The sequence below is a fragment of the Pseudomonas putida genome (genome assembly GCF_050989985.1).
Taxonomy (GTDB): Bacteria; Pseudomonadota; Gammaproteobacteria; order Pseudomonadales; family Pseudomonadaceae; genus Aquipseudomonas; species Aquipseudomonas putida_AI.
Genome location: NZ_CP158815.1, coordinates 6,253,347 through 6,274,988, shown reverse-complemented (window position 1 = coordinate 6,274,988; position 21,642 = coordinate 6,253,347). Strand labels below are relative to the sequence as shown.

At 61.4% G+C, this 21,642-nt stretch carries 18 protein-coding genes; 12 read left to right on the top strand and 6 right to left on the bottom strand.

Annotation, left to right across the window (positions count from 1 at the left end; translation table 11 throughout):
• The first annotated feature begins 2 nt into the window (after nt 1-2).
• Entirely contained in the window at nt 3-2,267 is a 2,265-nt protein-coding gene (parC, locus tag ABTV29_RS28670) for a DNA topoisomerase IV subunit A (protein WP_433767891.1), read from the top strand.
• A 177-nt stretch (nt 2,268-2,444) separates the two neighbouring features.
• Nucleotides 2,445-3,158: a PqiC family protein gene (locus tag ABTV29_RS28665; protein WP_433767890.1), complete on the top strand. Its 714-nt coding sequence runs from the start codon at nt 2,445-2,447 to the stop codon at nt 3,156-3,158.
• A 254-nt stretch (nt 3,159-3,412) separates the two neighbouring features.
• Here the strand turns inward: ABTV29_RS28665 and ABTV29_RS28660 are convergent, their stop codons facing one another.
• Entirely contained in the window at nt 3,413-4,894 is a 1,482-nt protein-coding gene (locus ABTV29_RS28660) for an AhpA/YtjB family protein (protein WP_433767889.1), read from the bottom strand.
• 135 nt (nt 4,895-5,029) lie between these two features.
• On the opposite strand from ABTV29_RS28660, the gene serB reads away from it, so the two are divergent.
• Nucleotides 5,030-6,244, top strand: coding sequence for a phosphoserine phosphatase SerB (gene serB, locus ABTV29_RS28655; RefSeq protein ID WP_110966054.1), 1,215 nt, complete (start codon nt 5,030-5,032; stop codon nt 6,242-6,244).
• 124 nt (nt 6,245-6,368) lie between these two features.
• Here the strand turns inward: serB and asd are convergent, their stop codons facing one another.
• The 3 genes from asd to ABTV29_RS28640 are packed head-to-tail and all read right to left on the bottom strand — an operon-like array spanning nt 6,369 to nt 9,645.
• Nucleotides 6,369-7,229, bottom strand: a complete 861-nt coding sequence (asd, locus tag ABTV29_RS28650; protein ID WP_433767888.1) for an archaetidylserine decarboxylase — start codon at nt 7,227-7,229, stop codon at nt 6,369-6,371.
• 18 nt (nt 7,230-7,247) lie between these two features.
• Nucleotides 7,248-8,063 (bottom strand): thiosulfate sulfurtransferase, encoded by an 816-nt coding sequence (gene rhdA, locus ABTV29_RS28645; RefSeq protein WP_433767887.1) that lies wholly within the window; start codon nt 8,061-8,063, stop codon nt 7,248-7,250.
• A 43-nt stretch (nt 8,064-8,106) separates the two neighbouring features.
• Nucleotides 8,107-9,645, bottom strand: a complete 1,539-nt coding sequence (locus ABTV29_RS28640; RefSeq protein WP_433767886.1) for an HDOD domain-containing protein — start codon at nt 9,643-9,645, stop codon at nt 8,107-8,109.
• A gap of 166 nt (nt 9,646-9,811) precedes the next feature.
• On the opposite strand from ABTV29_RS28640, the gene motA reads away from it, so the two are divergent.
• Nucleotides 9,812-10,663, top strand: a complete 852-nt coding sequence (motA, locus tag ABTV29_RS28635) for a flagellar motor stator protein MotA (protein ID WP_433767885.1) — start codon at nt 9,812-9,814, stop codon at nt 10,661-10,663.
• A 3-nt stretch (nt 10,664-10,666) separates the two neighbouring features.
• Nucleotides 10,667-11,689, top strand: coding sequence for a flagellar motor protein MotB (gene motB / locus ABTV29_RS28630; protein WP_433767884.1), 1,023 nt, complete (start codon nt 10,667-10,669; stop codon nt 11,687-11,689).
• Nucleotides 11,690-11,741: 52 nt separating this feature from the next.
• On the opposite strand, the gene rsgA is transcribed toward motB, so the two are convergent.
• Entirely contained in the window at nt 11,742-12,773 is a 1,032-nt protein-coding gene (rsgA, locus tag ABTV29_RS28625; protein WP_433767883.1) for a small ribosomal subunit biogenesis GTPase RsgA, read from the bottom strand.
• A 107-nt stretch (nt 12,774-12,880) separates the two neighbouring features.
• On the opposite strand from rsgA, the gene orn reads away from it, so the two are divergent.
• Together orn and ABTV29_RS28615 are read left to right on the top strand one after the other, a co-directional pair.
• A complete protein-coding gene (orn, locus tag ABTV29_RS28620; protein ID WP_433767882.1) occupies nt 12,881-13,423 on the top strand; it encodes an oligoribonuclease in 543 nt (180 codons plus the stop codon).
• A gap of 181 nt (nt 13,424-13,604) precedes the next feature.
• The gene (locus ABTV29_RS28615; protein ID WP_433767881.1) at nt 13,605-14,216 is read left to right on the top strand and encodes a trimeric intracellular cation channel family protein; all 612 of its coding nucleotides are present in this window, start codon (nt 13,605-13,607) and stop codon (nt 14,214-14,216) included.
• A 7-nt stretch (nt 14,217-14,223) separates the two neighbouring features.
• On the opposite strand, the gene queG is transcribed toward ABTV29_RS28615, so the two are convergent.
• Nucleotides 14,224-15,288 carry a tRNA epoxyqueuosine(34) reductase QueG gene (gene queG / locus ABTV29_RS28610; RefSeq protein WP_433767880.1) on the bottom strand — a complete coding sequence of 355 codons (1,065 nt, stop codon included), beginning with the start codon at nt 15,286-15,288 and terminating at the stop codon, nt 14,224-14,226.
• Between the two features lie 63 nt (nt 15,289-15,351).
• Between queG and ABTV29_RS28605 the strand changes: the two genes are divergently transcribed.
• Genes ABTV29_RS28605 through miaA form a run of 5 tightly spaced genes read left to right on the top strand, consistent with a single transcriptional unit; the run spans nt 15,352 to nt 21,618 of the window.
• Nucleotides 15,352-16,851 (top strand): NAD(P)H-hydrate dehydratase, encoded by a 1,500-nt coding sequence (locus tag ABTV29_RS28605; RefSeq protein WP_433767879.1) that lies wholly within the window; start codon nt 15,352-15,354, stop codon nt 16,849-16,851.
• A complete protein-coding gene (tsaE, locus tag ABTV29_RS28600) occupies nt 16,839-17,309 on the top strand; it encodes a tRNA (adenosine(37)-N6)-threonylcarbamoyltransferase complex ATPase subunit type 1 TsaE (protein WP_433767878.1) in 471 nt (156 codons plus the stop codon). The genes ABTV29_RS28605 and tsaE overlap by 13 nt, the downstream gene beginning before the upstream one ends.
• Nucleotides 17,310-18,740 carry an N-acetylmuramoyl-L-alanine amidase gene (locus ABTV29_RS28595; RefSeq protein ID WP_433767877.1) on the top strand — a complete coding sequence of 477 codons (1,431 nt, stop codon included), beginning with the start codon at nt 17,310-17,312 and terminating at the stop codon, nt 18,738-18,740. It abuts the gene before it with no gap.
• The gene (mutL, locus tag ABTV29_RS28590; RefSeq protein ID WP_433767876.1) at nt 18,737-20,647 is read left to right on the top strand and encodes a DNA mismatch repair endonuclease MutL; all 1,911 of its coding nucleotides are present in this window, start codon (nt 18,737-18,739) and stop codon (nt 20,645-20,647) included. Before ABTV29_RS28595 ends, mutL begins: the two co-directional genes overlap by 4 nt.
• Nucleotides 20,647-21,618: a tRNA (adenosine(37)-N6)-dimethylallyltransferase MiaA gene (miaA, locus tag ABTV29_RS28585; RefSeq protein WP_433767875.1), complete on the top strand. Its 972-nt coding sequence runs from the start codon at nt 20,647-20,649 to the stop codon at nt 21,616-21,618. The genes mutL and miaA overlap by 1 nt, the downstream gene beginning before the upstream one ends.
• Nucleotides 21,619-21,642: the final 24 nt, after the last annotated feature.

The following is a 21,642-nucleotide window of genomic DNA, read 5'->3' as shown; positions in this document are numbered from 1 at the left end:
GCATGAGCGACATTCTTGCAGACAGCTTAGATGGCGTAGAACGCCGATCGCTGGCTGACTTCACCGAAAATGCCTACCTCAACTACTCCATGTACGTGATCATGGACCGTGCCTTGCCGCATATCGGCGACGGCCTGAAGCCCGTACAACGGCGCATCGTCTACGCCATGAGCGAGTTGGGACTGGATGCCGACTCCAAGCACAAGAAATCGGCGCGTACCGTCGGTGACGTGCTCGGTAAGTTTCACCCCCACGGCGACTCGGCGTGCTACGAAGCCATGGTGCTGATGGCCCAGCCATTCAGCTATCGCTACACGCTGGTCGACGGCCAGGGTAACTGGGGTGCGCCGGACGATCCCAAGTCCTTCGCCGCCATGCGATACACCGAAGCGCGGCTGTCGCGTTATTCCGAAGTGCTGCTCAGCGAACTGGGGCAGGGCACCGCCGACTGGGGCCCGAACTTCGACGGCACCCTCGACGAACCGCTGGTGTTGCCGGCACGTTTGCCGAACATCCTCCTCAACGGCACCACCGGCATCGCCGTGGGCATGGCCACCGACGTTCCGCCGCACAACCTGCGGGAAGTCGCCAGCGCCTGCGTGCGCCTGCTCGATGAGCCCAAGGCCACGGTCGAACAGCTCTGCGAACACATCCAGGGCCCGGATTACCCGACCGAAGCGGAAATCATCACGCCGCGCGCCGAACTGCTGAAAATGTACGAAAGCGGCAAGGGCTCGGTGCGCATGCGCGCGGTTTATCACATCGAGGACGGCGACATCGTCGTCACGGCACTGCCGCATCAGGTCTCCGGGGCCAAGGTCCTGGAGCAAATCGCCGCGATGATGCAGGCCAAGCCGTCCAAGGCGCCGCAGGTTGCGGACCTGCGCGACGAGTCGGACCACGAGAACCCGTGCCGCATTGTGATCATCCCGGTCAACAGCCGTGTCGATCATGAAGCGCTGATGCAGCACCTGTTCGCCACCACCGACCTGGAGTCCAGCTACCGGGTCAACGTCAATATCATTGGTCTCGACGGCAAGCCGCAGCTGAAGAATCTGCGTGCCTTGCTGGTGGAGTGGCTGGAATTCCGTGTGCTGACCGTACGTCGGCGCCTGCAATTCCGCCTCGATAAAGTCGAGCGCCGCCTGCACCTGTTGGATGGTTTGCTGATTGCCTACCTCAACCTGGACGAAGTGATCCACATCATCCGCACCGAGGAGCATCCGCGGGCCAAGCTGATCGAGCGTTTCGCCCTGAGCGAAATCCAGGCCGACTACATCCTCGATACCCGTTTGCGTCAGTTGGCGCGACTGGAAGAAATGAAGCTGCGTGCCGAGCAGGATGAACTGCTCAAGGAACAGGCCAAGCTGCAAGCCCTGCTGAGCAGCGAAGCCAAGCTGAAGAAGCTGGTTCGCAGCGAGCTGATCAAGGACGCCGAAACCTATGGCGACGACCGTCGGTCGCCAATCGTCGAGCGCGCCGAAGCCAAGGCCCTGACCGAAACCGAACTGCTGCCGAACGAAAAAATTACTGTCGTTCTGTCGGAAAAAGGCTGGGTGCGTTCCGCCAAGGGTCATGAAATCGACGCCACCGGGCTTTCCTACAAGGCGGGGGACGGCTTCAAGACCTCGGCAGCCGGGCGTTCCAATCAGTTTGCGGTGTTTATCGACTCCACCGGACGCAGTTATTCGGTGGCCGCGCATACCTTGCCATCGGCCCGGGGCCAGGGCGAGCCGCTGACCGGCCGTCTGACGCCACCGCCCGGGGCGAGCTTCGAGTGTGTGCTGATGCCCGAAGACGATGCGCTGTACGTCATTGCCTCCGACGCCGGTTACGGTTTCGTGGTCAAGGGTGAAGACCTGCAGGCCAAGAACAAGGCGGGCAAGGCGCTGTTGAGCCTGCCGAACAACGCGAAAGTGATTTCGCCGCGCCCGGTAGCCGATCGTGAGCAGAACTGGCTGGCGTCGGTGACCACCGAAGGTCGCCTGCTGATCTTCAAAATCAGCGATCTGCCACAATTAGGTAAGGGCAAAGGCAACAAGATCATCGGGATTTCGGGTGAGCGGGTAGCCAGTCGCGAAGAGTTTGTCACGGACATCGCCGTCATACCGGAAGGCGCTACTTTGGTGCTGCAGGCCGGAAAACGTACCTTGTCACTGAAAGCGGACGACCTCGAACACTACAAAGGTGAGCGTGGGCGTCGTGGCAACAAGTTGCCACGTGGCTTCCAGCGGGTAGATGCGCTGCTCGTCGAAAACCTCAATTAAGCGTCCCAGAGCGCTCGATCTACGATTTAACGCGTAGATCGGCGCTTTGACGCTGGAGTCGGAGCGCATATTCACGGATGATATGCCCTTTCAAGCGCCGGCGTGGCCGAGCGTTCTTCATATTTGTTGAGTATTTTCACTGTGATTGGCCTTATGGCGATCACCTGGATGGGGACGATGACTGCTCTGCGCCTTCCTTTTATTTTCATGCTCGCCGGCATTCTTGGCCTGGCGGGTTGCAGCGTGCACCAGCCGGTGTCGCTGTATCAACTGGACAGCGGAAGTCCGGTTCAGCCTGCGCAAAGCGCTGGCATGGCGGTATTGCTGGGGCCCGTAACCGTTGCCGACTATCTGCAGCGTGAAACCCTGTTGCAACGTCAGCCTGACGGCAGCCTGCAAGCTTCGACCGATGGTCGTTGGGCGGGCAGCCTGTCTTCGGACATCGATCAGTTGCTGCTGCGTCAGGTGTCCGGTCGCCTGGACAGCCAGCGTGTCGTGCTGGCACCGGCTACCACGGGTTTCACCCCGGATGTTCAGGTGCTGCTGACCATCACTCGCCTGGATTCGGGCGAAAAGCAGCCGGCGATCCTCGACGCCCAGTGGCGTCTGATCGATCGTCGTGGTCAAGTACGTGACAACCGCATCATTCACCTTCAGGAGCAACACGCCGGCACCACGGCCGCGCAGGTTCAGGCTCAGGGTGTGTTGTTGCAGAAACTCGCCGAGCAGTTGTCGGTTGCGCTCAAGCCTCTGGCCAACCAGCCGCCAATTGCCGAAGTGCCAAAAAAGCCGGCAGCCAAACCTGTGGCGCCTGCGGCGGAAGCGGAAAAACAGCCGAAGATCCCGATGGCTGCACCGATCCGCACGGATATGGAAGTGTTCCGCTTCTAAGTCTGGATCGAAACAAAACAAAGCCCGCATTGATGCGGGCTTTGTTGTTTCTGCAGGTTGGAGATCTTTGCTGTCTGTCCCGGCCCCATCGCGAGCAGTCTCGCTCCCACAATTGATCGGGTATGCCCGCAAAGAGTGTGTTCACCGAAGACTCACTGTGGGAGCGAGCCTGCTCGCGATGGGGCCGGCACAGGCGACAAAAAAGCCCGCAGACGATCACTCGCGTGCGGGCTTTTTCACATTAGGGCTGAGGCTTATGCCCGGCGCTCATGCATCCGCGCCAGCTGCCTTTCGAGCATCGACGGATAAGGCTCCATCAGACGCTCCACGCAGCACGCGCCCTCAGGGCTGGCAATCGGTCGGATGCGCGCACGCTGACGGATCAACGCATCGTCACTGATCTTGCGCTCCACCAGCAGCAGATTGCGGCTGTGTTGCGACAGGGCCAGGGCATCCTGGGCAGGGTCGGTCAGCAGCAGGTCGATCTGGCTCAGGCCGAACAGCTCATCGCCCAGGGTCAGGCCCAACTGCAATTGCAGGGTGATGCCGCTGTCGGCGACTTCGATCTGCAACTGGTGACCCAGTGCCCGCAGCAGCTCGCCGCAGCAGATGGCGTTGGTCAGGTAGTCGTCGCCACTGTCCTCAGTGTGGAACAGCATCAGTGTGCTGCCATCGTTCAGGGTATGCAGTTCGCTCTGATAGAGCGACGCAGCCTGGTCGAGGCAGTCACGATAGCGCTTGAGCAGTTCTTCCAGGCGGGCGCGGGGCAGGCGACGCAATTGCTCCTGGGAGCCCAGCTGTACGGCCAGGACCGCGCTGTGTTGCGGAACGCTGGATTTGGCCGGCGTTTTTGCCGGGCTGTCCTCTGAATCATCGAGCAGATCGGCGAAAGCGTCGTCATCATCGTCATCGACGGTGCTCACTGCTCGCCGTGGCGCAGCTTTCACCGCAGTCATCGGGCGGCTTTCGTCGAAGCCGGGTTCGGCATCGTCGTAATCGTTGTCGTCGAACTCGGGTTCCGGCACAGGCTCGGGTTCGGCCGGTTCCGGGGCGAAGTCGGCGTGCAGCTGGCGCGCCAGGTCACCGATCTCGTCCTGGCGTTCGGTGCCCGGGGTGTGCTCGTCGATGTGGCGCAACCACACTCGCAATTGCAGGAGAGGTGTAGTGATGTGCCGGCCCAGGCGCAGGCTCAAGGCCAGGGACAGCGCCAGCAGGATCGCACTCAGGATGCCCATGCTCTGCAGGCTGATGGTCATCGGCTGTTGGAACTGATCCATGTCCAGGCTGATGCGCAGCTGGCCGGCGGTCACGTCCTGGAAGGTGATCTTGCTCTGATAGATGCCTTCGGCCTCGCCCAGCAGGCCGTGCTTGGGACGCTGACCGGCTTCGGCAAGGATGCGGTTATCCATGCTGTAGATGGCGGCGTGGGCCACCAGCTTGTTTTTGGTCAGGTTGTTGAGCAGCACGTTGAGGCTGAGGATGTCGTTGGACACCAACAGCTCGGTGGCGGAGGTCGCGGTCTGCGTGGTCAGGCTTTCACCCAGCGCATCCGCCTGCTCGTGCATGGCCTGCTTGAACTGCAAGCCCATCACGCCGGCATAGATCACCAGGGCCAGAGCGACCAGGATCACGTTATGACTGGCAATGCGCAATGCAATCGGTACACGGCGATGGCGCAGTGCACGGAAGATCAGCAGAAAGAAGTTATCGGTTTTTACTGGCGTGGGCCGGTTCACTTGAGCTCGGCTCTTTTGTCCGTGAAGTTGACGCGCAGTATAGCGACAGGCCCTAGACCGGCAAAGCGCTCGCGGTGCCCGATGGTCACTGAAAGTGGGTAGAATGCGGTTTTTTTCCACTTGCGGGGGTGCGCCTTGCGCGAAATCGTCCTGATAAACATCACGGGATCCGATCGTCCGGGTCTGACTGCGGCCATTACCGGCGTTTTGGCCCAGGGTGGTGTGAACATTCTCGACATCGGTCAGGCGGTGATCCACGACACCCTGTCGTTCGGCATCCTGGTTGAAATTCCCGACACCGAACAGGGTCGGTCGGTACTCAAGGACATCCTGTTCAAAGGCTATGAGCTGGATCAGCAGGTGCGTTTCACGCCTGTGTCCGAGCAGGATTACCAGCAGTGGGTTGGTAACCAGGGCAAAAAGCGCCACATCGTGACGCTGTTGACGCGCAAGGTGACCGCCGGTCAATTGCAGGCCGTGAGTTCGATCACTGCCAAGTACGGCCTGAACATCGATCACATCGACCGACTGTCCGGGCGCATGCCACTCGATACCCCGGCCGATAAGGGCAAGGGTTGCATCGAGTTCTCCGTACGCGGCGAAGCGGCCGATCCACAGGCGTTGCGGGCCGAATTCCTCAGCGTGGCCCAGGAGCTGAACGTCGACATCGCCTTCCAGGAAGATTCGCTGTTCCGTCGCAACCGTCGTCTGGCGGTGTTCGATATGGACTCGACCCTGATCGAAGCCGAGGTCATCGACGAACTGGCCAAGGCGGCCGGTGTAGGCGACAAGGTCTCGGAAATTACCGAGCGGGCCATGGCCGGCGAGCTGGATTTCCGTGCCAGCTTCAAGGAGCGCCTGGCCTTGCTCAAAGGTCTGGATGTGGGTGTGCTGGATTCGATCGGCGCCTCGCTGCGTCTGACCGAGGGCGCCGAAACCCTGTTCGCCGAACTCAAGCGCTTGGGCTACAAGACGGCCATTCTGTCAGGCGGTTTCACCTACTTCGCCAAGCAATTGCAGGCGAAGCTGGGCATTGACTATGTGTTCGCCAATGAACTGGAAGTGGTCGATGGCAAGGTGACCGGTGTCGCGATCGAGCCTATTGTCGATGCGCAGCGCAAGGCTGATCTGCTGAAGGAACTGGCGCACAAGGAAGGTTTGAGGCTGGAGCAGACCATTGCGGTCGGCGACGGTGCCAATGACTTGCCGATGCTGGCGATTGCCGGATTGGGCGTGGCGTTCCGCGCCAAGCCGCTGGTCAAACAGTCGGCCAAGCAGGCGATTTCGACCCTGGGCCTCGATGGTGTGCTGTACCTGCTGGGCTTGCGCGATCGCGACGGCCAGCTCTAACACGACAGGCAACAGTTGATCCCTGTGGGAGCGAGCCTGCTCGCGATAGCATCACCGCGGTTTATCAGATAGACCGCGGTGCCTGCATCGCGAGCAGGCTCGCTCCCACAAGTGTTTCTGCCGATCAGGCTTTTGGCAGGCCCATCCCCTGACCCATCCGCACCGGCGATCCCGCCGCCAGCTCTTCGGCCCATTTCACCTGATCTGGCCCGAACAGCACGACTGCGGTCGAACCCAGCTTGAAGCGACCCAGCTCTGCACCTTTTTCCAGATGGATAGGCGCACGGGCGGCTTCGTCGTAACGGAAGGTCTTCAATTCGCGCTTCGGTGGAGTCACCAGGCCGGCCCAAACGGTTTCGATCGAAGCAACGATCATCGCGCCCACCAGCACCACGGCCATCGGCCCGCGCTCAGTGTCGAAAATGCACGCCACACGCTCATTACGGGCGAACAGTTCCGGCACGTTTTCGGCGGTGGTCTGGTTGACCGAGAACAGGCGGCCCGGAATGTAGACCATTTCGCGCAGGGTGCCGGCCAGCGGCATGTGCACGCGGTGGTAGTCCTTCGGCGACAGGTAGATGGTCGCGAAATCACCGCCCATGAACGGCGCTGCGTTGGCAGCGTCGCCACCCAGCAGTTCCAGCACGCTGAAGCTGTGGCCCTTGGCCTGGAACACGCGGCCGTGCTCGATCGGGCCGAGCTGGCTGACCGCACCGTCGGCCGGGCTGAGGATCGCGTCCGGTGTTTCGTCCAGCGGACGGGCGCCGTCTTTCAGGGCGCGGGTGAAGAAGGCATTGAAGTGCTCGTAGGCGGTCAGGTCTTCGACCAGGGCCTCGGACATGTTCACCTGGTAACGTTTGGCGAACCAGGCGGTGAAGGCATTCTTGAACCAGCGCACGCGGCATTCGGCGATGCAGCCGGCCAGTCGCGAGAGCAGGTTATGGGGTAGCAGGTACTGGCTGACGATAAACAGACGCTTGTTCATTAACTGTCCTTTAAAACCTTAATTCTCTACAGGGGTGTCGGGATGGTTGCCCCATTCGCCCCAGGAGCCGGCGTAGCCCTTGACCCGCGGATAACCGAGGGACTTGGCCACCAGATACGTGAAGCCGGACCGGTGATGGGTCTGGCAGTGGGTAATGATTTCTTTGTCAGGCGTGATGCCCAGTTTCTCTAGGATTTGCGGCATGTCAGTGCGAATACGCAGCTGGCGTGACTGATCCATGCCGGCGGTCCATTCGAAATTGACCGCGCCCGGAATGTGCCCGCCCTTGGCAGCCAGGACTTTCTCTCCGGAGAACTCCAGCGGCCCGCGCGCATCCCAGATCGCCAGGTCGGCAGCGCCGAGCCGGCTTTGCAGGTATTCGCGGGTCGCGGTCGGTTCGTTGTGCAGGGTCAACGGCACCGGGCCACCCACGGGTGCCGGGACCTGAATCGACATCGGCAAGCCTTCTGCCAGCCAGGCCGGCAGGCCGCCGTCGATGTAGTGGTAATTGTGGTGACCAATGACATCCAGCAGCCAGATGAAACGCCCGGCCCAGCCGCCGCCTTCGTCGTCATAGACCACGTAGACCGCATCAGGGTTGTGTCCCAGCTCGCCGAACAGGGCTTCGAGTGCAGCTTGCGGCGGCATCAGCCCCGGCGCAGGCGCCTGGCCAAGCTGGGTGCGTTTCGGGTCGACGAATCGTGCACCCGGAATGTGCCCTTCGGTATAGCGGGCGCTGCTGGTCAGGTCGACCAGAATCAGATCGCGGGATTCGAGGCGAGGGAGCAAGTCGCTCGGCTCGATGACCAGCGGCAAGCCAGAGAAGTCAGACATGTGAGGTCTCCAGAGCACAAAAAGTGGGGATTGTAACGCAGGCTTATTTGCCGCGCTGACTAAAGCTATTCAACGCCTTCTCGATGCACTGCGCGGTTTTGCCAAAGGCTTGCACGGTGATCTCGGAAAACGGTCCGCCACCCTGGTCGGCGACGACGATCATGATCACCCGGCCATTGTTGACCAGTGATCGCAGCAACAGGTGTTCGCCACCAAATTGTGCTCGCAGGCCATTGGGTAACAAGGCGGAAAATTGCGCGTTGTTGTCCGGTGTCACCCGTACCTGAGCCTGTTGCGCAAGCAAACGCTGCAGCACGTTGCTCTGGCTGACCACGAAGTTCAGGCCGGCGGCTTCTTTTGGCAATCCGGCCGTCTGGTGCACCCGCAGATTGGCGTGGGTGCGGTCGGCCATCAGGATCATTACCCGGCGCATGCCACAGGCAACCAATGCATCACGGGCCGAGGTGGTCAGGTGCATGGCGTTGGTGAAGCGACTCGGCTCGACCAGGAGTTCGGCGCATTGGCTGCGCCACTTCGCCAGGTCTTCGGCGGTGGGGGCCGGGGCTGGCAGCAGGCCGGCGTGAACACGATTCGTGCCCCACGGCCAGAGCAGCGCAACGGCGGGGTGCCACAGGTCTGGCATGGCATGGTGGCGCGCACTGTTGGCCGCCTGCTGGTGCAGTTGCTGCTGCACTTCGTCCATCGGGATTTGCAGGTACAGGCTGGTCAGGTACTGCCAGCGCTGGCTGTGTGGGCTGTCCCAGGCCTGTTGCGCCGAAAGAGCCAAGCCGTTGGCCAATAGCACCGTGTTGGCCGGTTGATTGAGCCAGCGGCGCAGGGTCGGGTCGTCGTCGAGGCGATTCTGCTGGCGCAAGGGATGCTCGCTGTCGCGGGCAATTTGCAGCACTTTCACCAGTTCCCGTTGCTCGGTCAGCAACAGTTTATAGCCCTGCTGTACCCAGATCGGCAGGCGCCAGAGGTCCACCAGGGCCAGGGCGATTTGCAACAGGCGCGCGCCAAACAACTGCTTTTCGACTTTGCGCGCCGACTCACCTTTATGGATGACCCGCAGTTCCCAGTCCTCGAGCAACTGCGGATGAGTCAGCGCCAATGGCCACAGTGGCGAGAGAAACAACAGGCTGCCCCAGTGGATGTCCTGCCACAGCCGCGCCAGGCGACTGGCGAAAAAGCCATTGGCCTGTTGTGTGGCGTGCTGGCTGATCATCTGCAGTTGGCGCAGGGGCTTGGGGATTTCGTTCTGGGGTACGGCGGGCAGGCGTTCGAGCAATTCCTCGGTGCGCTTGAGGCCGAGGCGACTGATCGCAACTTCAAGGTTTTCCGCAGGCTCGCTCAAGCTGCCCTGGGTGTGCCGATTGGCTTCGCGGAAGATGCTCAGGGCCAGGGCGGGACTGTCCTGCATCAATTCGGCGATGTTGCGCAATGAGCTGCGATTGTCGCGGATCGCCCGGCAGACACGGTCGTGACTGGCCTGCGGAACCGGCAGTCGCACGCCATCCAGAAGCTTGACCCAGCCGTCGAGGGTGGTCGGTTTTTGAGTCGCAGCGTTAGTTTCGTTAGCCATGTCTGGAGGCGATCATCGTCAGAAATACCGGGGCCCGGAGTGGGTCAAATTGGCTTTTCGCCTGAACTGCCTTTAGTCTGGCGCAGTTTTGCCGATAAGTAGAAGAAGAGATTTATTAACTTCCGAATATGACCTTGAACCCGACTCAGTAAGTGCTCCCCTACCTATGGCTAAAATAATCGGCATCATCGTCGTATTCGCGAGCGTGCTCGGCGGATACGTGCTCTCCCACGGTAAAATTGCCGCTCTGATCCAGCCCTTCGAGGTCATGATCATCGGTGGTGCGGCCCTCGGCGCATTCCTTCAGGCCAACCCCGGCTACATGACGATGCACGTGCTCAAGAAGTCCCTGAGCATGTTCGGTTCGCGTTTCAGCCACGGCTTCTATCTGGAAGTGCTGGGCCTGATCTACGAGATCCTCAACAAGAGTCGCCGCGAAGGCATGATGGCCATCGAAGGCGACATCGAAGACGCCGCCGCGAGCCCGATCTTCGCCAAGTACCCGTCGGTCCTCAAGGACGAACGCATGACCGCGTTCATCTGCGATTACCTGCGCATCATGTCCTCCGGCAACATGGCTCCCCACGAACTCGAAGGTCTGTTCGACATGGAACTGTACAGCCTCAAGGAAGATCTGGAGCACCCGTCCCACGCAGTAAACGGCATCGCCGACGCCATGCCCGGTTTCGGTATCGTCGCGGCGGTACTGGGTATCGTTGTGACCATGGCCTCCCTGGGTGAAGGCGATCAGAAATCCATCGGCCTGCACGTGGGTGCGGCACTGGTGGGTACCTTCTTCGGTATTCTCGCCGCCTACGGCTTCTTCGGCCCGCTGGCCCATTCCCTGGCTCATGATGCCAAGGAAGAACTGAACATCTACGAAGCCATCAAGGCCTCGCTGGTCGCCTCGGCTTCCGGCATGCCGCCATCGCTGGCCGTGGAGTTCGGGCGCAAGGTTCTGTACCCGGCGCACCGTCCTAGCTTCGCCGAGCTGGAACAAGCGGTTCGCGGTCGTTAAGCCATGGAGAACAATCAGCCGATAATCATCAAGCGCGTCAAGCGCATCGCCGGCGGGCATCACGGGGGCGCCTGGAAAATCGCCTTCGCCGACTTCGCCACGGCGATGATGGCGTTCTTCCTGGTGTTGTGGCTGTTGTCTACCGCAACGCCGGAACAGAAGATCGCCATCGCCGGTTACTTCAAGGACCCGATCGGCTTCTCCGAAAGCGGCACGCCCTACATCATCGATTTGGGCGGTACGCCGACCCTGGCGCCGGAAAACACCCTCAACCCCGAGGTGAAGTCCCAGCCGCAGCCGGACAAGGTCACAGTCGACGCCGAACAGGTCGAAGGCATGGCCGAGATGGTCGAGAAGGAGCGCCTCGAGCTGTTGCTGCAGGAGTTGCAGAACAAGGTCGAAGAGAATCCGCAGCTGCAGAAGTTCAAAGACCAGATCATGTTCGAGATCACGCCGGACGGTTTGCGCATCCAGATCGTGGACGCCGAGAACCGGCCGATGTTCGACTCGGGCTCTGCACGCCTGAAGCCGTATTTCGAAGACATCCTGCTGGCCATGGCCGACACCATCAAGGCGGTGCCGAACAAGATCAGCATCAGTGGTCACACCGACGCCAAGCCGTACAGCGGCCAGGGTGATTTCGGTAACTGGGAGCTTTCGGCCAACCGTGCCAACGCCGCGCGCCGTGCGCTGGTGGCGGGCAGTTATCCGGATCAGCAAGTGGCGCGGGTGGTTGGTTATGCGTCGTCGGCGCTGTTTGACCGCGAACATCCGTTCAATCCGGTCAACCGCCGTATCGACATCATCGTGCTGACCAAGAAAGCCCAGCGCGCCATCGAAGGTTCGCAAGGCGCGGAACCGGCTCCGGAGACCCCGCCTGCGGCTCCGGGCGCGGCACCGGCCACGCCGGCCGACCCGAACGCGTTGCCGGCGGACAAGGAACCGTTGCCGGCGCACGAGCTTCGTGAGCGTTTGAACCTGTTTGATGATCCGGCACCGAAGCCGGGTGAAGCGCCCAAGCAGTGACCCATGAAAAAGCCGCGAAATTCGCGGCTTTTTCATGTCTGCGGGAAACGACTCAGTAGCCGTTCTCCGGCAGGCTGGCGATGATCGAGCGGTAGCTGTTCATCCGTTGTTGCTGGACGCGACCGTCTTCCAGGGCCTTGAGCAGGGCGCAACCGGGTTCGCGGTCGTGCTTGCAGTCGCGGAAACGGCAAGTGCCGAGCAGATCATTGAACTCGATGAAGCCGGCTTCGACATCGGCACGGCTGACGTGGCCCAGGCCGAATTCACGGATACCCGGGGAGTCGATCAGCTCACCGCCGCCGGGGAAATGGAACAGTCGCGCGGTGGTGGTGGTGTGGGTGCCCTGGCCGGATAGCTCGGACAGCGGGCCGACGCGGGTTTCGACGTCGGGCAGCAGGCTGTTGACCAGCGAAGACTTGCCGACACCGGACTGGCCGACGAACACGCTGATGCGCCCATCCAGCCGCTGCTGGAGTTGCTCCATGCCATTGCCGTGGTGGGCCGACACTTCGAGCACTGGATAGCCCAGGGTGCGGTAGACGGCGAGCAAGGCATTCAGCGCCGGAGCGTTGTGTTCATCGATCAGGTCGTACTTGTTCAGCAACAGCAACGGCTTGATGCCCGCGTGTTCGGCGGCGACGAGGTAGCGGTCGATCAGGTTGGCGTGGGGCTCGGGCAGCGGCGCGAAAACGATGACGATCATGTCGACGTTGGCCGCCACCGGCTTGAGCTGGCCTCGGCTGTCCGGACGGCACAACTCGGTATGGCGCGGCAGCTGCGCGACGATCACGCCGATACCCTGATTGCCTGCACGCCAGACCACCTGGTCGCCGGTCACCAGCGCCGGCAGGTTGGCGCGCAGGTGGCAACGGAACACCTGGCCGGCATGCTCGCCATCACGGGCCTCGACTTCGACCTGCACACCGAAGTGTGCGATCACCAGGCCGTGCTGTTCCGGGCCCAGGTCGCCACCCTCGAGTGCCTGGACAGCCGAGGACTCGCGTTTGGCGGCGCGGGCAGCGCGTTCGCCCTGAATCTTTTCGATGCGCCAGTTTTGACGACGATTGAGTTGGCGTTTGGCCATGGGTGTTCCGTATCAAGAATGCAGCGATTAGGTAAAACGGCCGCGAGTTTAGCACGCCCGGCCACCTGCCTAGGCTAAACTGCGCAGCATTGCCTAGGAGCCGACACATGCAAAGTTCGCAAAACCTGATCTGGATCGACCTGGAAATGACCGGTCTGAACCCGGACACCGACGTCATCATCGAAATGGCCACCATCGTCACCGACAGTGACCTGAATACTTTGGCCGAAGGTCCGGTCATCGCCATCCACCACAGTGACGAAGTCCTCGCCACGATGGACGAGTGGAATACCCGCACCCACGGCAACTCGGGCCTGACCCAGCGTGTGCGCGAGAGCCGCATCAGCATGGCCGAAGCCGAAGCCCAGACCATCGAGTTCCTGGAGAAGTGGGTGCCGAAGGGCAAGTCGCCGATCTGCGGCAACAGCATCTGCCAGGATCGCCGCTTCCTTTATACGCACATGAAATCCCTGGAAAGCTTCTTCCACTACCGCAACCTCGACGTTTCGACGCTCAAGGAACTGGCGGCTCGCTGGGCGCCGGACGTGCGCGATAGCTTCAAAAAGGGCAGCACCCACCTGGCCCTGGACGACATCCGCGAATCCATCGCCGAGTTGCAGCATTACCGCAAGCACTTCATCAAGTTCTGACTAATGAACGCGGTCTCCATGTAGGAGCTGCCGCAGGCTGCGATCTTTTGACTTTGTTTTAAAGACAACATCAAAGGATCGCAGCCTGCGGCAGCTCCTACAGGGGGCGCGGAAAGCTGCCCTCTTTTGGTGCCTGGGTGAAGTGCGTAGACTGCGCGCCTTTTTCGCAAGGATCGCCACCATGTTGCTGATGCTCTACCTGATCGCCATCACCGCCGAAGCCATGACCGGAGCGCTGTCCGCGGGCCGACGCGGTATGGACTGGTTTGGCGTGGTGCTGATCGCTTGCGTCACGGCATTGGGTGGCGGTTCGGTGCGGGATGTGTTGCTCGGCCACTATCCCCTGACCTGGGTCAAGCACCCGGAATACCTGGTGCTGACCAGCATCGCGGCGATGTTCACGGTATTCACCGCCCGCTGGATGCGTCACCTGCGCTCGCTGTTTCTGGTGCTCGACGCCGTCGGCCTGGTGGCCTTCACCCTGATCGGCTGCATGACCGCCCTGGAAATGGGCCATGGCATGTTGGTCGCCTCTGTCAGCGGTGTGATCACCGGGGTTTTCGGCGGCATCCTGCGGGATATCTTCTGCAACGACATTCCGCTGATTTTCCGTCGCGAACTCTACGCCAGCGTCTCCTTCGCGGCGGCGTGGTGTTACATGCTTTGCCTCTATCTGAACCTGCCGAGCGAACAGTCGATTCTGATCACGCTGTTCGGCGGCTTCCTGTTGCGCTTGCTGGCGATCCGTTTTCACTGGGAAATGCCCAAGTTCGTCTACAACGACGAAGCCTGAAGCGTTTTTACCCGATGCCGTGTTGTTTCAGGGCCCATTCGACGTGTTCGCGGACCATCTCGGACGGGTGCTCGCGCCGTGCCTTCAAGGCCTCGATCACGGGAATTGTCGACGGCGCATTGCCCAGGCCCACCGCCAGATTACGCAGCCAACTCTGATAACCCGCCCGCCGCAGCGGCGAGCCTTCGGTGCTGCTCAAAAACTTGTCTTCATCCCACATGAACAGTTCGGCCAGGTCGGCGTTGTCCAGATTGTGGCGCGGTTTGAAATCGCTTTCCCCCGACGGACGGGCAAAGCGGTTCCATGGGCAGACGATCTGGCAGTCGTCGCAGCCGAATACCCGGTTGCCGATCAACGGTCGCAGTTCCTCGGGAATCGCGCCCTTGAGTTCGATCGTCAGGTAGGAAATGCAGCGGCGAGCGTCCAGTACATAGGGGCCGATAAAGGCATTGGTCGGACAGATGTCCAGGCAGGCGCTGCATCGGCCGCAATGTTCGGTGGCGTGGGGTGGATCCACAGGCAGCGGTAAATCGACGAACAGTTCGGCGAGGAAGAAATAACTTCCCGCCTTGCGATTCAAGACCAAGGTGTTTTTGCCGATCCAGCCCAGGCCGGCCTTTTCCGCGATGGCTTTTTCCAGCACTGGAGCGCTGTCGACGAAGGCGCGGTAGCCGAATGGGCCGATGACGGCCTGAATTTTTTCCGCCAGTTGTTGCACGCGCTTGCGGATCAATTTGTGGTAATCGCGGCCCAAGGCGTATCGCGAGACGTAGGCTTTTTCCGGCTGGGCCAGCAACTGCGCCATTTTTGTATCGCCCGACAGGTAGTCCATGCGCAGTGAAACCACACGCAACGTGCCCGGTACCAGCTCTTCCGGGTGCGAGCGTTTGCTGCCATGGGCGCCCATGTAGTCCATTTCGCCGTGGTAGCCGGCTTCGAGCCAGCGCTCCAGGTGATGCTCGTGCTCACCCAGGTCGAGGCCACTGATGCCGACTTGCTGGAAACCCAGCTCGCGGCCCCAGTCCTTGATGGATTGGGCGAGGGCGGGCAGGTCTGAGGTAATAGCGGGCATGAGGCGAGAGAAACCGGAGCTGAGGTGCGTATAATTCTGCCAGACATCGGAGCCCGAAGACGCATGCCGCACACTAAAGATGATTTCCCCGACGCGCTGTACAGTGCTGCGCAGGTTCGAGCACTCGATGCGAGCCTGATCGCCGCCGGTACACCGGGCTTCGAACTGATGCAGCGCGCCGCCAGGGCTACATGGCGCGCACTGGTACGCCAGTGGCCGACGGCGAATGAATTGACCGTCGTTGCCGGCCACGGCAATAACGCCGGGGATGGCTATCTTGTCGCGGTATTGGCCAGGCGCGCCGGGTGGTCGGTGCGGGTATTGGCGGCGGGCGATCCACAATTGCTGCGCGGTGATGCGGCTTCGGCCCACACCGAAGCCATGGCCGAAAAAATTTCCATTGAGCCCTGGACCGCGCAATCCGAATTGCGCGGCCTCGTGCTGGACGCATTGCTCGGTATCGGCCTCAGCGGTGACGTGCGCGAGCCCTACGCCAGTGTGATTGCTGCGCTCAACGCCAGCGGGCTGCCGGTCGCGGCAGTGGATATCCCCTCCGGGCTGTGCGCCGATACCGGCCGCATCCTAGGTTGCGCGGTGCGAGCCGACCTGACCGTCACTTTCATCGGTTTGAAACTGGGCCTGTTCACCGGTGATGCAGCGGATGTAGTGGGTGAACTGGTTTTCAACGACCTGCACGCCGATCCGCAACTACTGGAGGCTGCGCGGGCCAGTGCCCTTCGCTTGACCGTCGGCAATCTGCCACGCCTGGCTTCCCGGCCAGCCACTTCCCATAAAGGCAAGTTCGGCCATCTGCTGCTGATCGGCGGCGATCGCGGATTGGGCGGGGCGATTCTGCTGAGCGCGCAGAGTGCATTGCGCAGCGGCGCGGGCATGGTGTCGGTGGCGACTCGCAGCGAACATGTGGCAGCCGCGCTGGCGAGAATTCCAGAGGCGATGGTGTTGGGCACTTCCTCGGCCAATCAGTTGATGGAATTGCTTCAAAAAGTGTCCGTTTTGGTCGTCGGTCCCGGTCTGGGGCAAGCCGCCTGGGGGCGTGGCCTGTTGTCCGCTGCTGCCAACGCACCGCTGCCGCAAGTCTGGGACGCAGACGCGCTGAACCTGTTGGCCGAAGAGCGCGTGAATTTGCCTAAAGATTGTGTAATCACGCCTCATCCGGGCGAAGCGGCACGGCTTCTTGGCATCAGTACCGCCCAGGTTCAGGCCGATCGCCCTGCGGCAGCCCATGCGCTGAGCAGAAAATACTCAGCGGTGGTGGTGCTCAAGGGGGCTGGCAGCCTGATCGCCAGCCCCGACGGACGGCTGGCGGTGTGTCATCAGGGGCATCCGGCAATGGCCGCCGCGGGTTTGGGGGATGTTCTGGCCGGCTTGGTCGGCTCACTGCTGGCCCAGGGCATGAGTGCGTTCGACGCTGCCTGCCTGGCGGTCTGGCTGCACGCCAAAGCCGGTGAGCAACAAGGTAAATTCGGCCGTGGGCTGGCGGCCAGTGATCTGATTCCAGCCATTCGTCAGTTGTTGGAGGAGCAAGCACCGTGTCTGAAGTAACCCTGTACCTGGCGGATGAAGAGGCGATGACCGCGTTTGGCGCACGTATCGCCCAGATCACAAAAGGGCATGGCCTGATCTTTCTCGAAGGCAACCTGGGCATGGGCAAAACCACCCTGTCCCGGGGCATTATCCGGGGGCTTGGGCATGTCGGGGCGGTGAAAAGCCCGACCTTTACCCTGGTCGAACCCTACGAGATCGGCAACATTCGGGCCTTCCACTTCGACCTGTATCGCTTGGTCGACCCGGAAGAGCTGGAATTCCTCGGTATCCGCGACTACTTCGAAGACGATGCCCTGTGTCTGATCGAGTGGCCCGATAAAGGTGCAGGCTTTTTGCCAAAGCCTGACCTGACCATTACCATTAGCCCGCAAGACAGCGGGCGTTCGCTGAAAATTTTGTCCCAAGGCTCGCGAGGCGAGTCGTGGTGTGCCGCTTTGGCATTGGAATCCAAATAGATGATGGGGTTAGGTATGCGCTTTCGCGCGTTGGTTGCTGCCGTTGGGGTGTTGTTTCTGGCGGTGACCGTCGACGCTTTGGCCGAGACGAAGGTCAACAGCGTGCGCCTGTGGCGGGCGCCGGACAACACGCGGCTGGTGTTTGACCTGAGCGGCCCCGTGCAACACAGCGTCTTTACCCTGACGGCGCCCGACCGCCTGGTCATCGACATCAACGGCGCGACCCTGGGCGCACCGTTGAACATCAACAGCGCCAATACTCCGATCACGGCGATGCGTTCTGCCCAACGCACGCCGACCGACCTGCGGGTGGTCATCGACCTGAAAAAGGCCGTCACCCCGAAAAGCTTCTCCCTGGCCCCCAATGCCCAATACGGCAACCGGCTGGTGGTCGACCTCTTCGATAACCCGGCAGACGCCGCGCCGCCGCCAGCGCCGACGCCGTCGGTGGCCACTGTGCCGGCCGTGCCGGTCACGCCTGCGGAGCCGGCGATCAAGTTGCCGCCGGCGCCTGCCGGCAAGCGCGACATTATTGTGGTGATCGATGCCGGTCACGGCGGTGAAGACCCTGGCGCTTCCGGCTCCCGCGGCCAGCGCGAAAAAGATGTGGTGCTGCAGATTGCCCGCGAACTGCAGCGTCAGGTCAACGGCATGAAAGGCTTCCGCGCCGAGCTGACCCGTACTGGCGACTACTTCATTCCGCTGCGCGGCCGTACCGAAATCGCCCGCAAGAAGGGCGCGGACCTGTTCGTTTCGATCCACGCCGACGCCGCGCCTTCGGCTGCCGCTTTCGGTGCCTCGGTATTCGCTCTGTCTGATCGCGGTGCCACCTCGGAAACCGCGCGCTGGCTGGCCGACAGTGAAAACCGTTCCGACTTGATCGGTGGTGCCGGCAACGTCAGCCTCGATGACAAGGACCGCATGCTCGCCGGCGTGCTGCTGGATCTCTCGATGACCGCGTCCCTGACGTCCAGCCTGAACGTCGGTCAGAAAGTCCTGAGCAACATCGGTCGGGTCACACCGCTGCACAAGCAGCGGGTTGAACAAGCCGGGTTCATGGTACTGAAGTCGCCGGACATTCCGTCGATCCTGGTGGAAACCGGGTTCATCTCCAATGCCAACGAAGCCTCGAAACTTGCCGCTTCTAGCCACCAGCAGGCGCTTGCGCGCTCCATCAGCAGTGGCGTGCGTCAGTTCTTCCAGCAGAATCCGCCACCGGGCACCTACATCGCCTGGCTGCGTGACTCCGGCAAGATCGCCCAGGGCCCGCGTGACCACCGGGTAAACCCTGGTGAAACCCTGGCGATGATCGCTGTGCGTTATCAGGTGTCGCCAGCCACGCTGCGCAGTGCCAACAACCTGTCGAACGATGAGCTCAAGGTTGGACAGCACTTGACCATCCCGGGTACTGAACTGGCGGCCAAAGAATGAATGAGGTCGTGATCAACCGCGCTCGCATCGAGCTGCTCAGCCCACGGCTGGCGAACCAGATCGCTGCCGGCGAGGTAGTTGAGCGTCCGGCGTCGGTGATCAAGGAATTGCTGGAAAACAGCCTCGACTCTGGGGCCCGGCGCATTGATGTCGATGTGGAGCAGGGCGGCGTCAAACTGCTGCGGGTGCGCGACGATGGCAGCGGCATTTCCGCCGATGACCTGCCGTTGGCCCTGGCCCGTCACGCCACCAGCAAAATCCGTAATCTGGAAGACCTCGAACAGGTCATGAGCCTGGGTTTTCGTGGCGAGGCACTGGCTTCGATCAGTTCCGTGGCGCGCCTGACCCTGACCTCGCGCACCCGCGATGCCGATCAGGCCTGGCAGGTCGAGACCGAAGGCCGTGAGATGTCGCCCCGGGTGCAACCGGCCGCGCATCCGGTGGGGACTTCCGTCGAAGTCCGCGACCTGTTTTTCAATACGCCGGCACGGCGCAAGTTTCTCAAGACCGAAAAAACCGAATTCGATCATCTTCAAGAAGTGATCAGGCGTCTGGCTCTGGCACGTTTCGACGTGGCGTTCCATTTGCGCCATAACGGCAAGACCATCCTCAGTCTGCATGAAGCCCGCGATGATGCGGCCCGTGCCCGGCGGGTCGCCGCCATTTGCGGGCCCGGTTTCCTGGAGCAGGCGCTGCCGATCGAGATCGAGCGCAACGGCCTGCATTTGTGGGGCTGGGTCGGGTTGCCGACATTCAACCGCAGCCAGGCGGATCTGCAGTATTTCTTCGTCAATGGCCGTGCGGTGCGGGACAAGCTGGTGGCTCACGCAGTGCGCCAGGCCTATCGCGACGTGCTGTTCAATGGCCGGCACCCGACGTTCGTGCTGTTTTTCGAGGTCGATCCGACCGGCGTCGACGTCAACGTGCACCCGACCAAACACGAAGTACGCTTCCGTGAAGGGCGCATGGTTCACGACTTCCTTTATGGCACCTTGCACCGCGCCCTGGGCGATGTGCGGCCAGAGGATCATCTTGCAGCACCGGTCGCGACAGCCGTCGTGCGGCCAACGGGCATCGAGGCGGGTGAATTCGGGCCCCAGGGTGAAATGAGCCTGGCTGCCAACGCGTTGCTGGAGCAGCCTCAGGCGCAACCGTCATTCAACACGCCGTCGAACTCCGGTTCTGGCGGGGGTTACCAGTATCAGTACACCCCGCGTCCGCAATCGGCTGTTCCCGCCGCTGAGGCGCAGGCTGCCTATCGTGAGTTCTTCGCGCCGCTGCCCGAAGCCAATGCGACGGCGTTGCCAGCCGGGCAGGGCGATATTCCGCCACTGGGCTATGCGCTGGCCCAGCTCAAGGGTATCTATATTCTTTCGGAAAACGCCCAGGGCCTGGTGTTGGTGGACATGCACGCCGCCCATGAGCGGATCATGTACGAGCGCCTGAAAGTTGCGATGGCCAGTGAGGGCCTCAGCGGCCAGCCACTGCTGGTGCCCGAATCGCTGGCGGTGAGTCAGCGTGAGGCCGACTGTGCCGAAGAGCATGTCGCCTGGTTCCAGCGCCTGGGCTTCGAGTTGCAGCGTCTGGGACCTGAAACCCTGGCGATCCGGCAAATTCCGGCGCTGCTCAAGCAGGCTGAGGCCAACCGGCTGGTGGGCGATGTATTGGCCGACCTGATGGAGTACGGCACCAGCGACCGAATTCAGGCGCACCTGAACGAATTGCTCGGGACCATGGCCTGCCACGGCGCGGTTCGAGCGAATCGGCGCCTGGCGATACCGGAAATGAACGCTCTGCTGCGCGACATGGAAAATACCGAGCGCAGCGGTCAATGCAACCATGGCCGGCCGACCTGGACCCAACTGGGTCTGGATGATCTGGACAAACTGTTCTTGCGCGGTCGTTGATGAGTCAGTTCCCACCCGCGATTTTTCTGATGGGCCCGACTGCGGCGGGCAAGACCGATCTGGCCATCGAGCTCACCAAGGTGCTGCCCTGCGAGTTGATCAGCGTCGATTCGGCGTTGGTCTACCGTGGCATGGATATCGGCACCGCCAAGCCGTCCAAAGAACTTTTGGCGGAGTTTCCGCACCGTCTGATCGATATTCTTGATCCGGCAGAGAGTTATTCGGCAGCGGATTTTCGCCGTGATGCCCTCGAAGCCATGGCTGACATCACCGCACGGGGAAAAATTCCGCTGCTGGTCGGCGGCACGATGCTCTATTACAAGGCATTGCTCGAGGGTCTGGCGGATATGCCGGCAGCCGATCCGCAAGTGCGTGCACAGATTGAAGAAGAAGCCGCGCGCCTTGGTTGGCAAGCCCTGCACGATCAACTCGCGGTGATCGACCCGGTTTCCGCCGCGCGCATTCATCCGAACGATCCGCAGCGGCTCAGTCGAGCACTGGAAGTTTATCGCGTAAGCGGTCAAAGCATGACCGACCTGCGCTTGCAACAATCTGCGCAAAGTACTGAAGCTGCGGCTTCGGGACGGCAACAATTGCCCTATACTGTCGCGAACTTGGCGATTGCTCCGGCAAATCGTCAGGTACTGCACGAGCGAATTAAACAAAGATTCACTTTAATGTTGGAACAGGGATTCATCGACGAGGTCGTAGCCCTGCGTGAGCGAAGTGACCTGCATGCCGGGTTGCCGTCTATACGTGCGGTAGGCTACCGACAAGTCTGGGATTACCTGGATGGCAAGCTGACGTCAGCCGAGATGCAGGAGCGTGGAATCATCGCCACGCGACAATTGGCAAAGCGTCAGTTCACCTGGTTGCGCAGTTGGACTGATTTACATTGGCTGGACAGTCTGGATTGCGACAATCTGCCGCGCGCCTTGAAATACTTGGGGACCATCTCCATATTGAGCTGAGTCCTTGCAATTGCCGTCTATCCT